Raw genomic sequence first — 13,138 nt, 5'->3', positions numbered from 1 at the left:
GGTAAGGTTTGTCTGCGTTTATGCGACACCCATTACCCGTTTGTATTTTTCAACAGACTGATCAAACCAAGCCTTTTCTTCTGGATCACCTAGCTTCATTGCTTCTTCAACAATGGCTTCAGGGCCACATTTCGCTTGCTTCAGCTTCCATACAAGAAACGATGCTTGCTTATCCAGTTCAATTTTATTTTTCTCACTGGGTGGAAGGAGTGAAAGGTTGATAGACATTATTAGCCTTCGTCTGTAATACGCTTGGCCGAGAAATATATCATAGAGCAGCCTCATAAAACCAATACTATGAGCAATAGTGGGGGTTGTAGGACGAGAAAGCAGCAAGTCACTGATGCAGGTCAAGCTTGTTTGAGAGAAGTTACACCCCATGATGCGAAAGTATCGCTTATTCAACTCATACTATGAGCCGTTTAAGCGATTATTCGACTCACCTAATGAGCCGAATAATGAGTTAATCACATCACAAAGGTTCGATAAGTACCTCTCCAGCCCAAAAGACTATTCACTCATCGCGAATACATCGCAGCGTGAGGCGCAGATGAAGTCGTTTTTGTGTAGGCCTTTGATTGAGTGGCTCCACCAAGTGACGGTAACTTTCCCCCACTCCAATAAAATCGAAGGATGGTGGAATTCTTCTTCTGCCAACTCTGACACTTTGTTGCTGAATGCCCATGCTTGTTTGTAGTTCTTAAACTTAAACACCTTCTCAAGCTGCGGGATGCCGTCTCTTTCAATGATCTGCCAATCCGACAATTCCATTAGTAAAGACTGTTGCTCATCTTTATTGAGAGCAATCGCGTCGATACGGCAGGCTTCGCATTTTTTTTCATTCAACATGTGTTGGTTCCTTAGGTTCAAAAAGTGGTGGTAGTAACCCCTCGTCTATCGCGAGATCAGCTTGCTGCAATAGGTTTTCCTGACTGATTTTGAAGAGCTCAGACAGCTCATCAATCACATAATATTTCGGTTGTATGATATCGATACGATAAGGCGTTCTTAACACGGTTTGCAGGTCGAACCGCTCACGAACGGCCAAATCCCCTCCCAACGCATACATAGTTTCCGCTGGAGACGAAAGAATGCCGCCGCCATAGATTTTCAGCCTATCGCCTTCTTTTACTAAACCGAACTCAACCGTAAACCAATACAAACGGGCAAGATACGCGCGTTGTTTAGGTGTGGCTGCTTGGCCTAGTTTCCCGTAGTGCTCAGTGAATGTCGCAAAATCGGCATTGGTGAGCATGGCACAATGGCCGAAAATTTCATGAAAGAAATCTGGTTCTTGTAAATAATCGAACTCATCTCGCGTTCTCAGAAATGTCGCCACTGGGAATTTCTTATTGGCGAGCAAATCAAAGAAACGGTCGAAATCGATCAACGCAGGCACAGGCTGAACCTGCCAACCTGTTGTTTCCTTTAGCACTTTGTTTATCTCTGGAAGCTGGGGAACTCTGTCTAATGGCAGATCCAGCAGGGTCAAACCGTACAAATAGGCATCGCATGCGCGGTCATTAATGACGTCCAGTTGCCTTTTCACTAAGTCGTGCCAAATGGCGTCTTCTTCGAGGCTCCACTCAACCCATCCCTCTTGGCTCACGGGCTTAGAATGATATTGAGTCATTACACACCTCCTTTCGAATGTCTCCCTTTAAGCCTATCTCCACTCCTTATAAGCGCCAATTTGCGCGATTTTTCGAAACAGGCGGTCGTGTAACATTTTATTTACACAGTTCCGCCACACCCTTATTTTGCTGATCTTTTGACTTTGTAAAACCTAAATACCAGACTGAAAACGTTAACTTTTTGTTAAAGGTAAAGGAATGCACGAAAGCAATAAGTCAGTTTGGCAGCCCAGCGAGCAGCGCATCGCACACGCCAACGTAACCCGATTCATGGATAGCCTTGATCAGCAGGGCGTACTCGAGCGGGAATTACAAAACTATACAGAGCTTCATCAATGGTCTGTGGAACATCCAGAGACGTTTTGGCATAACGTATGGCAGCTTTGCGGAATGGTTGGCTCGCAAAACTGTATTGATAAGGCAGAAGGTGAGCACATCAAAACTCAAGGTGAGAGCCGCTGGCAGCAGCCGAAATCGAATCGTGATGCGGTTTGGTTTCCGAATGCGCAAGTAAACTACGCCGAAAATTTGCTGCGTTTGGCGCAGGAGATGCCGGATGAACGTGCGATTTGGTTTGAGAATGAGCGTGGCGAACAACAGAGTTATACATGGAAAACCCTGTGTAAAGCTGTCTCTAGCGTTCAACAATGGCTTGTTGATAGCGGCGTGGGGCAAGGTGATGTGGTTGCTGCTTATACGCCCTACCTGCCACAAACCGTGATAGCGATGTTAGCGACCACCAGCTTAGGTGCGATTTGGACATCGACTTCGCCAGATTTTGGCGTAGAGAGTGTGATTGAACGATTTGGCCAAGTGAAACCCAAGGTGCTGTTCACCTGTGATGGCTACACCTTCAACGGCAAAACGTTCGATATGACGGACAAAAACCGTGAAATCATCGAGCACTTAAACGCGCTAAAACAGGTATGTCAGATCGGTTATTTAAAGCCAAGTGATAATTTAAATAAGAACAACCTTGAACATGACGTGTCGATTCTAAGCTTGCACAGTATCATTAATCACTATCAGCCAAAACCTCTTCGATTTACTCGTGTCGGCTTCAATGAGCCGCTGTTTGTGCTCTACTCTTCCGGCACCACAGGCAAGCCTAAATGCATTATTCATTCTGTTGGCGGCACCATCATCAACCACCTAAAAGAGCATCAGCTTCATTGCGATGTTAAGCCAAACGATCACGTGTTCTACTACACCACTTGTGGTTGGATGATGTGGAACTGGCACGTCTCTGCGCTCGCCAGTGGGGCTTGCTTAGTGATCTTTGATGGTAGTCCGGTTTACCCGCAACCTAACGTTCTATGGGATTTAGCGCAGCGTGCTGACGTATCGACATTTGGCACCTCAGCCAAGTATTTAGAAGCGATTGAGAAAGCGGAACTCTCACCGATCGACAGTCACAACCTTCCTAAATTAAGAACACTGTGCTCGACGGGTTCAGTGCTCTACCCAGAGCAGTTCGATTACGTTTACAAACACATCAAACAAGACCTGCATTTAGCGTCTATCTCTGGCGGTACGGATATTTGTGGCTGCTTTGTGTTGGGTAACCCTATCTCGCCTGTGTATCGCGGTGAGTGCCAACAGGCCGGGCTCGGCGTCGACATCAAGGTGTTCAATTCGTCGGGTCAAAAGGTCAATCATGAACGTGGCGAACTGGTGTGTACAAACTCCCTACCCAACTTCCCTGTTGGCTTTTGGAATGACACCGGAGAGCGCTATCACAGCACTTATTGGGATAAGTTCGATAATGTGTGGCATCACGGTGATGAAGTCGCACAGAGCGAACATGGCGGCTACCTGTTCTATGGGCGAGGCGACACCACACTCAACCCCGGTGGCGTGCGAATTGGTACAGCTGAAATCTATCAACAAGTGAACACCATTGAGGGCATAATCGATTCCATCGCAGTCGGTAAAGACATCGACCGCAATGAGCAGATATGGCTGTTTGTACAACTACAGCAAGGTGTGGATCTAGATGAAGGGCTACTGACAGCCATAAAAAGCAAACTCAAATCCTCTTGTTCACCAAGACATGTGCCAAGCCAGATATTTGCGATCCGCGACTTACCAAAAACACGCTCAGGAAAACTGGTGGAGCTGGCTGTGAAACAGGTGGTGAATGGTAAACCCGTTGAGAACATGGGCGCGATAGCCAATGCTGATGTACTCGATGAGATCATGCGTGTGATTTCGGTTTAACGTTTACCTACTGAAATGTAAAAAGCCCTCTACGAAACACGACGTAGTGGGCTTTTCTCCTTATAATATCCTAGCAATCACAATCAAAACTTACCCATTTCCTACCTCTAGGTTAAGCTTGATCCAACAGGCATCTAACTGGCTAATTCTGTCGACTTGCGCTTCACGTCTGTAGCTCCTATCCCCAGGCCCAAATTAAAATGGGCACAAGACTCAACTAAAACAGAGATCCACAGTACCATTGCGGCGTATTTGGCAAACATAATACGCATGTATTAGTAAACGAGTGGTGAAAGTAAAAACGTCTGGGGGCTTGTATGCACTAATTGACGCCTCCAATCAAAAGAGGGGCTAGGCATACAAGGCCAAGAGGTAACAAACGTAAATGATCAGATTGTAGTTTCTTAACTTAGCTCCATTGAATTACACAACAAAACAACTAGAACTCCACCAGCACGTCACGACCGGCACGACCTGTAGTCGATATAGTACGAATGCGAACATCACCCGAAACTTTTGGTTTATTTGAATCATCGTACTCCAGCCAAACATCGCCACCATCAACCGAATACTCAATCGTTAATCCTGGGTAAGTCGAATTTGCCGAAAGAACACCACCATTAATCATGCCTCCCGGAACAGGAAGTCGATATTGAATCCCTGCAAGGTCAAGTTTTGGAAGCTCTTTGTAGCCAACCTTATTTGCGTAAACAATCCACTCCAAATCGCGTTGCCTAATATTACTCTCTAGATGATTAGTACCCTTACCTTTATGTTCAAGAGTATTGGTCTTGTACATAACTCCTTCTTTATGTACTGGCTCCCAACTCGCTTCATGCCACGCTCTTTCAGCTGTCGCCAACAGACGTGGGAATGCCATGTATTCTACCTGCGCATCAGTTCTAATTGTTTCAGACCAGATACTACTTTGAATCCCTTTAAACTCTTTAGTTTTTGGTCCAGAGACATGAGATATCTGAACCCCCATACGGTCTGCTGTCGTTTCTATGTTCGCAGGAATATTGTCAGGCATAAAATTGAAAATTTCTCGACTGCTGTTTTCTCGAGTAGCCCAGTAATAACCACGCTCTTTAGGATCAGCCTCGTAAGGCATATCCAAATACAATGTATCTGGCAATGACACTACAACATCATAACCAGCTGTGGCATATGCATCATAAGAGCCAGCACCACCCCAGAATAAGTTGGACCAAACCCAAGCTTTAGTATCCTCACCAGCAAGTGAAGTTGGGTCCATGATTCCACCATGGTTTAACCCATCATTCCAAGCGCCAAGGGTCAAACCATGACGATCAACAATGTGAGAAATTCGCTCAATAAAGTGCTTACCAAGGTCATCAAAGTTTGCAATCCCACTGTCTGGGTCAATGAATAATTTACGACAAACGGGGGAGTCAAGCCACGCACCTGCAGTCTCATCAGCACCTACGTGATAATCAACCAGTGGTACACCTGCTTCGGCGTGCAGATTCTTAATCTCAAAAATCACCTTGTCTATGAAAGCGTAACTTGATTCTATGCAGGGGTTAATAGTGTTGTCGTTATAGTTCTGAACAGAACGGTACTCTGTAGTATCATTAAGATCAGTGAGTAAGTACATTTCAGCTTTAACGGTATCACCTTCAGCCATGTATTTGTCGTAGCGAGCTTCCATTGACTTAATTGCAGCACGCGAGTGACCAGGCATATCCATCGAAGGAATCACCTCGATATTTCGTGACTTAGCGTATTGAAGGATTTCAATATAATCATCACGAGTATAGTAACCAGATCCACTTGTTGACACGTCAGGTCCAGAAGCTAGCTGCGGCAATAGACAAGTTTTTTCTTTAAGATCATGACATCTATTAGACCCAATATCCGTTAGTTCCGGGATATCCTTGATCTCTAAACGCCAACCTTCATCGTCAGACAAATGGAAATGAAACTTGTTTAATTTATAAGCAGACATTCGATCAAGCAGCTTAAAAACAAGCTCCTTTGAATGAAAATTACGTGAGACATCCAAATGCACAGAACGGAAATCATAACGAGGCTCGTCCACAATTGACACAGACGGAATAGTATCTTGACCAGGGGTAATAAGCGAGATTAGGGACTGTACTGCATTAAAAGCGCCCTCTTTATCGACACCTACAATCTCTACCCTATCAGTATTAACATTCATGAGATAAGAACCAGGCATTTTACCAGGCTCTGGCTTAACAGATACATTAACCAGCACTTCACCTGAAGAAGAGACATTTAGGCGTTCAAAGTTAGCATTCAAAACTGAAACCTGCTCAGAAGGCAGCGCATTATCGATAGAGTTGATCACAATACCATTAGCTATTAAAACTCGGTCATCTAATTCTTTAATGAATGTTGGAGTTGGCAAAATTAGGGCATCTACACTCCTTAACCCTGTGTCAGGAGTATCAACATTTAGATCGAAACGTGTCAAAGCAGTAGGGTTCACAACTGTGTCACCAGCTGTTCGCTTCATCTGGTTTTCTGTTGGTAGAATACCTTGAGAAAAAGCGCTAATGTCCTCGCGACCATTAACCTGAACAGGGACCGTATTAGCGATCACCTTCGCTTCAAGATCACCATGTGCCACATAATAATTTGGGAAAAAATCAGTATCACTGACTATCCAAGAAGGGAAATCAACCGTGAACGATTTCGTCTCTCCTGGTGCCAAACCGTCGAAAGCATCAGTCATCGTTATACGATGCAAATCACCATTAATATGCTCCACATCGAACTCAAGGGAGCTTTCAGAAAGCATTGAGAACAAACTACCAAAGTAAATTTCAATGTCACCATGAGGGTTCTTATCACCAGTATTTGTAATCTCAAAAGATTGTCTGAAACAAGCCCCCCACGGAGCCTCGTCTGGACAATCGTTTGGCTGATTCTTAACTAGTACTGGCTTGATTATTATATTCCCGGCCGCATAGTCGACATCAGCTTGAGTTATACTCTTCCCCCCCTGGATAGATGTACAGCCTGTTAAAACCGATAACGCTAGAAGTGACAGTTTATACTTCATATATTTTACCTAACAAAAAAAGTGTAAAAACACTACACTGCAAATTGCAGGTTATACCCTTTCAACTTGAAGATGCAGGTATCAGTACCTGAAAATTATCTGTAATTCTGGATACAAGTGAGCCTGCAACTTCTGGTAACGTCACATCGAAAAACTTTTTGATAGCAGAGGTGAATGCTGTTTTGGAGGGAAAATAGACATTGTTCCTCACATGCTCATTCATTACTTTCCAAAGCCGCTCTATTGGATTTAAGTTTGGGCTGTATGGGGGTAAGTAATGAAGCTCTATATTGAGTACTTTTGCCGCATTCCTAACCATTTCTGACCGATGGTAGGCTGCACCATCAAGCACAATATGCACGGTTTGCTCTAGTGGATAATGCTCTTTCTTGAGTTTCCAAAAGAAGCGAACAATACTCTCGCTATCTATCGTTTCATAAGTATCTGTGATCGTTGCGCTGATGTTTTTCAATGACAGAGCACCGATTAGATTCACTCGAGTGCGGCTACCTGTCGTTTCAATTAGCTTATCCTGTCCCTTACGGATCCAGCCACAGCTAAGTTTTGTTGATTGAGTTGGATGAACGGCGTCCATGAAAAGTACAGGCGCATCCTTGGGCTTAAGTACCTCGTTGTAATACTCGATAAATGCTTGCTGCTCTTCAGGCTTTAGTTTATGTGGTACACCTTTGGGCTTTTTGTATGCAAAACCGTGGTGATGTAACCACTTATTAATCCCAGAAACGGTGTAGCTCACACCGAATTCAGCTTCGACGTAAGTAACGATTTGACGCGTATGAAAATAGGTTTTCTCAGTCAAATGCTCGATGAGCTGCATCGTCTGAGTATCAGAAAGTAGACTCTGGCTCCCGCCATTCTCAGGTTTAAGTTTTTCAGATAGAGCATAATCACTAAGATGACGAGCAACTGTAGATTCATGGATACGAAGGGCTTGAGAGATCATAGGCGGGCTCCAACTTTCGGAAGCTAGCAAGACCGCTTTTATACGGTCGCATACTCGACGATCACGCTCAGTATTGTGCATCTGTTCGAGTTGTTGTTTTTGCTCAGGAGTTAGTACCATTTTCATGGTGAGTAGCATGATCCTGATTTCATTGAAAATCAAGCATCTTCAATGATCACGGGTATAAAAGCAATTTTTGTAAATAGCGTGTACCGACTCGAAAAAATAATATTTAAAAGCAAGCCCACATCCAGAATTAACAAGGGAAAATAAGAAACGCGACGATGCTATACCTTTAAAATCTAACCTATTTTAAAAATTAAGATCTTAAATTATATAAAACTCATGAATCCTATTTTCCGCCAAGTAATACTAACTACTCATGAAAAAGCCAAACATATGTTCTACACAATTAAATATAAAAATAAGTAAAGGCACTAATTCGCAGTTACTCTTTAAAAGGTAACAACCCTACTTATTATTTGACATTTTATTAACCAAAATAATAACTAACGCAGAAGACAAGCGAAAAGAAATATTTATGCAGTCAGGATTAGGGAGAACAACGATAGCTATATTCCAGGAAGGGAAATGCGTATCCCTATAAAAAATTCATAGACACCGCTCAATACCTAAGACTCAGAACAAAAATTTGCCAGTAGAAATTAACAACATTCCAATAGAGTTCAATTTATTCAATGAGTATTACAAAGTGATTAACATACTAGATAAATAGTGCGAAATAATAATGCCGTTTTACCGAAATAGATAAAAGTACTTGATTTTTTAAGAAGCAAAAAGTTCGGCTACATATTAAAATTAAGGTAAAGATTCCTTAATGTTGTCTTGAGCCTACATCGAATTAAACTTGAACAGTAGCACAAACTAGTACTATGTATCATGACCGAATAATCGCGACTCGGTCATGCTCCCCTCGATAATTTAAACCCAATCAGTTTAATTTGGGGCTAAACTTGCGGTTTCCGTTCACATCGGTGCGTTCGCATCCGCTTGGTTCTCTGGCATCGCCTCAATAAAAGTGGGCAACTGATTACACGCTGCAACAATTGAGTTAATCAGCGGATACGGCGACATATCAACATCAAAGCGCAGAGCGTTATAGACTTGCGGCACTAAGCAAATATCGACGATGCAAGGCGAATCTGTGAGGCTATACACTGAGTCGCCATGTGCTTTTCTGTGCTTCGCTAACTTCTCTTCTACTGCTCGGAAACCTTGGCTCATCCAATAGTGAAGCCAATCCATTTTTGCTTCTTGCTCGCACGTCAACTCTCGCTCCAAATACTGCAACACGCGCAGGTTATTAAGAGGATGAATTTCCATCGCAATGTCCTGCGCCATCGCCAGTGCTTGATAGCGCAGTGGTGTTTGCTCTGGAATCAACAAGGTGTATGGGCTGCTCTCACACAAATAGTGTTCATCGAGATATTGAAGAATAGCCAGCGACTGATTGAGTTGAACGTCACCATCCACCAGCACGGGCACCAATGCACTGGCGTTGAGCTCACGATATTGTGGGTCATGCTGCTCGCCGCCATTACGCACCAAGTGCACCGATTTAGACTCATAGTTGAGTTGCTTTAGGTTCAACCCAATACGTACTCGATAGGCAGCGGACGAGCGCCAGTAACCGTAAAGTGTGATGCCCTTGTCCATAATATTCCTCTCTGACGCAGTACTCTTGTTGTTATCACTAGCGAGGACGATATTGACTGACTTTCTGGTCTATCGCGCCAAAAATAGAATCACCCGCCGCATCGAACATCTCAAGCTTGATCGAGTCACCAAACGACATGAATTGAGTCGAAGGTTTACCATCACGAATCGTCTCAATCATTCGCACTTCGGCAATACATGAATAACCCACTCCGCCCTCGGCAATTGAGGTGCCATGGTCAGTGCCTTGCTTATTCGATACCGTACCTGAACCTATGATTGCACCCGCCGATAGTGGGCGAGTTTTCGCAGCATGGACTACTAGTTCAGCAAAGTTGAAAGTCATATCGACGCCCGCATTCGGACAACCAAAAGGCTGGTCGTTGTAGGTCGATATCAACGGTAGATGTACCTTGCTGCCTTTCCACTGTTCGCCAAGCTCATCAGGTGTTACCGCAACCGGAGAGAACGCCGAAGACGGTTTAGACTGGAAGAAGCCAAAGCCTTTCGCGAGCTCAGCCGGAATCAAACCGCGCAGCGACACATCGTTCACCAACATCAGTAATCGAATCGACTCGTGCGCCTGTTTAGCACTTGCACCCATTGGCACGTCACCGGTCACAATCGCGACCTCGCCCTCGAAATCGATACCCCATTCGTCGCTGGCAAATTCAATATTGTCACGTGGACCAATAAAGGCATCTGAGCCGCCTTGATACATTAATGGATCGACCCAGAAGCTTTCTGGCATTTCAGCACCACGAGCCTTACGCACCAGTTCAACGTGGTTTACATAAGCACTGCCATCCGCCCATTGATATGCGCGTGGCAGAGGTGATTCACAATACTGAGATGCAAAGACTTCACTGCCAGTCACATGCCCGTTGTTTAACGAGGTGTATAACTCTTCTAACTGAGAAGCCACGCTGTCCCAGTTATCCAAAGCTACCTGCATGGTGGGTGCCAGATGCATCGCATGGAAGATTTCAGTGGCAGCCACACATTGTTTGAGATCTTTGCTCACGACCATCAATAGACCATCGCGAGTGCCATTTTTCTTGGTTGCTAATTTCATCCTTGTCCCTTATTTCTTATCGTCAGCCATTTCTTTCAAACCAGAGTCTTGCCAACTGTAGACATATTCTTTGTTCTCAACGCTATCGAGTTCCTCAGAGAACTGCAGCGCATGGCGAGTATCGATCATCACCGCAACTTCATCGGTAAACTTCTTCTTGTGTGCCTGACCCGCCTTGAAGGCTTTAGGGTGAGGTCCATGAGTGAAGCCAGCTGGGTGGAAAGTCACCATGCCCGCTTCAATGTTGTCGCGGCTAAAAAAGTCACCAGCGTGATAGAACAGCACTTCGTCGTAGTCATCATTGTTGTGGTAGAACGGCACTTTCAATGCACCTGGGTCGCTCTCAATCGGGCGTGGTACAAAGGTGCACACTACAAAACCTGCGCCAACAAACGTCGTATGCGCAGAAGGTGGCAAGTGGTAGCGATGTGACATCAGCGGTCTAATATCGCGCCAATTCACTTTCACCACCGCTAAGTCGCCATGCCAGCCAATTGCATCCAATGGATTGAACGGATAAGTGATGACGCTGACTTTGTCGTGGCGTTTCACCTGAACTTGGGTTTGATCTTCTGAATACTGAGCGCGGAATTGATCGTTGATAGAAGGGATGTCGAGCACAGCAAGATCAAACACCGCGTGATTACCGACCATGCCTTTCTCTGGCAGGGAGTAAGCCGCGTCTGTATTCTCAATCATCAAGATGAACATCGGCTCACTTGGCTCTAAACGCCAGTTGGTCGAGCGCGGGATCATCACGTAATCCCCTTCACTCACGGCTAGATGACCATAGTCACAATAGAGATCGGCGCTGCCTTGATGAATGAACAGCAGCTCATCACCGTCGGAGTTACGCACCAAGAAATCCATCTTCTCATCCATGCGCCATACGCGGATTTTGCAGTCTGCGTTGTGCAAAAGATGAGGCACCGCCCAAGGGGTTATCTGGCTAGCTTTCTCCACCAGCGTAAAATCAAAAGCGCGAGGACGTAAATCGCCCTCCCACTCCGACCAACCTGTTGGGGCGTGTTGGTGATGAAAGTGAGCCGCAGGGCCGAAGAAACCACTTCGGCCGGCTTCTCGCTCATAGATTGCCTCTTCGGGGAAGTCGGCGTGCGCTTGTTTAGAACACACACCCTCCCGATGAGGAAATGAGATCCATTTATGCATCGTCTAATACTCCTCGACGAATCTGGTCCTCTTCAATCGATTCAAACAGCGCCTTGAAGTTACCTTCACCAAAGCCTTCATTGCCTTTACGCTGAATGATTTCAAAGAACACAGGCCCGATTACCGTCTGCGTGAAAATTTGCAGCAAGATGCCATCTTTGGTCGGTGCGCCATCAATCAAAACACGCAGGTCGCGCAACAGATCAGTGTCTTCCCCGTGGCCTTTTACACGATCGTCAACTTTCTCATAGTAGGTATCTGGGGTTGGCATAAAGTCCATGCCGCGATCACGCAGAGTCTTCACGGTTTTGTAGATGTCATCGGTGGCGAGTGCGATGTGTTGGATACCTTCGCCGTTGTATTCGCGAATAAACTCTTCGATTTGTGATTTATCGTCGGAAGACTCATTGATAGGGATACGGATTTTGCCACACGGTGAGGTCATGGCGCGGCTCACAAGGCCTGTCAACTTGCCTTCAATGTCGAAATAGCGAATCTCGCGGAAGTTGCCAAGACGCTCATAAAAACCAGACCACAGATCCATATTGCCTTGCTTCACGTTGTGCGTGAGGTGGTCGATTTCATACAAACCCACATTGGCTTCTGTCATGCGCTGTTCTGCGTCATCATAGAATCGAAAGTCAACATCATAGATGCTCTGCTTGCCATAGCGATCCACAAAATAGAGCAGACTTTCACCGATGCAGTAAATGGCAGGAATGCTTAACTCCATCGGCCCTATTTCTGTTTTGTACTCTTCACCACCGCCCTTGAATGCTTGCTCCATTGCCGCCGTTGCTTCGTTGACACGAAAAGCCATGCCGCACACCGATGGCCCATGTACCTTAGCAAACGCTTCCGCTTGGCTGTGAGGCTGTTCATTGACGATAAAGTTGATGTCACCTTGTCGATACAGCCAAGCCTCTTTTGAACGGTGCTTGGCGATCTCAGCAAAACCAAGTGACACAAACAGCGCTTTAAGTTGCTCAATTCCCTTGTGGTCAACGGCCGTGTATTCAACAAACTCGAATCCATCCGTGCCAAGCGGGTTGTATGTATCCACCATGAACTTTCTCCTTGTACCTATTGGTTTTGTGTTGTGTATTTTTTGTCCTTAATTAAATTTGGCCCACAAGCCGAGATAATGGAATGGGTGGAGGAAAATGGGCAATTTCGATGAAACCCTGTCAATTTGTAAAATATTTGTTACACACAAACCATCAAGACAAGAAAGTGAGTGCTATCAAGGGATTGAAAGATGGTGATTTGATTTACAGCAGAGTAAGAGATGTTATTGAATTGTTACATGCGTCCTTTTGTCAGCTAAGGTAATAAATCGAACA

Annotated in this window: 11 protein-coding genes; 2 read left to right on the top strand and 9 right to left on the bottom strand. The window is 45.0% G+C overall.

What is annotated here, in order from left to right:
• Positions 1-18: 18 nt before the first annotated feature.
• From ACMAZD_RS19075 to phhA, 3 genes are all read right to left on the bottom strand, one after another.
• Positions 19-228: a DUF3283 family protein gene (locus tag ACMAZD_RS19075; RefSeq protein WP_004732615.1), complete on the bottom strand. Its 210-nt coding sequence runs from the start codon at positions 226-228 to the stop codon at positions 19-21.
• Positions 229-510: 282 nt separating this feature from the next.
• Positions 511-849, bottom strand: coding sequence for a 4a-hydroxytetrahydrobiopterin dehydratase (locus ACMAZD_RS19070; RefSeq protein ID WP_435250188.1), 339 nt, complete (start codon positions 847-849; stop codon positions 511-513).
• Complete coding sequence (phhA, locus tag ACMAZD_RS19065) at positions 839-1,633, bottom strand: phenylalanine 4-monooxygenase (RefSeq protein WP_435250187.1); 795 nt, start codon at positions 1,631-1,633, stop codon at positions 839-841. Before phhA ends, ACMAZD_RS19070 begins: the two co-directional genes overlap by 11 nt.
• Positions 1,634-1,832: 199 nt before the next feature.
• Between phhA and ACMAZD_RS19060 the strand changes: the two genes are divergently transcribed.
• On the top strand, positions 1,833-3,854 hold the full coding sequence (locus ACMAZD_RS19060) for an acetoacetate--CoA ligase (RefSeq protein ID WP_435250186.1): 2,022 nt from the start codon (positions 1,833-1,835) through the stop codon (positions 3,852-3,854).
• A 439-nt stretch (positions 3,855-4,293) separates the two neighbouring features.
• On the opposite strand, the gene ACMAZD_RS19055 is transcribed toward ACMAZD_RS19060, so the two are convergent.
• The 6 genes from ACMAZD_RS19055 to hppD form a co-directional block, all read right to left on the bottom strand.
• On the bottom strand, positions 4,294-6,909 hold the full coding sequence (locus tag ACMAZD_RS19055) for a family 20 glycosylhydrolase (protein ID WP_435250185.1): 2,616 nt from the start codon (positions 6,907-6,909) through the stop codon (positions 4,294-4,296).
• Positions 6,910-6,970: 61 nt separating this feature from the next.
• Positions 6,971-7,999 carry an IS630 family transposase gene (locus tag ACMAZD_RS19050; protein WP_435247188.1) on the bottom strand — a complete coding sequence of 343 codons (1,029 nt, stop codon included), beginning with the start codon at positions 7,997-7,999 and terminating at the stop codon, positions 6,971-6,973.
• 861 nt (positions 8,000-8,860) lie between these two features.
• Positions 8,861-9,550, bottom strand: a complete 690-nt coding sequence (gene maiA / locus ACMAZD_RS19045) for a maleylacetoacetate isomerase (RefSeq protein ID WP_435250184.1) — start codon at positions 9,548-9,550, stop codon at positions 8,861-8,863.
• 37 nt (positions 9,551-9,587) lie between these two features.
• Positions 9,588-10,625 carry a fumarylacetoacetate hydrolase family protein gene (locus tag ACMAZD_RS19040; protein ID WP_435250183.1) on the bottom strand — a complete coding sequence of 346 codons (1,038 nt, stop codon included), beginning with the start codon at positions 10,623-10,625 and terminating at the stop codon, positions 9,588-9,590.
• 9 nt (positions 10,626-10,634) lie between these two features.
• On the bottom strand, positions 10,635-11,795 hold the full coding sequence (locus tag ACMAZD_RS19035; RefSeq protein ID WP_435250182.1) for a homogentisate 1,2-dioxygenase: 1,161 nt from the start codon (positions 11,793-11,795) through the stop codon (positions 10,635-10,637).
• Positions 11,788-12,861 (bottom strand): 4-hydroxyphenylpyruvate dioxygenase, encoded by a 1,074-nt coding sequence (gene hppD, locus ACMAZD_RS19030; protein WP_435250181.1) that lies wholly within the window; start codon positions 12,859-12,861, stop codon positions 11,788-11,790. Before hppD ends, ACMAZD_RS19035 begins: the two co-directional genes overlap by 8 nt.
• Positions 12,862-12,944: 83 nt before the next feature.
• Between hppD and ACMAZD_RS19025 the strand changes: the two genes are divergently transcribed.
• Entirely contained in the window at positions 12,945-13,127 is a 183-nt protein-coding gene (locus tag ACMAZD_RS19025) for a hypothetical protein (RefSeq protein ID WP_435250180.1), read from the top strand.
• Positions 13,128-13,138 lie beyond the last annotated feature (11 nt).

The sequence above is a fragment of the Vibrio sp. nBUS_14 genome (assembly GCF_051201655.1).
In the GTDB taxonomy this organism is placed as follows: Bacteria; Pseudomonadota; Gammaproteobacteria; order Enterobacterales; family Vibrionaceae; genus Vibrio.
Note: the sequence above shows the minus strand (reverse complement) of the source record. Positions and strands in the feature narration are given on the sequence as shown.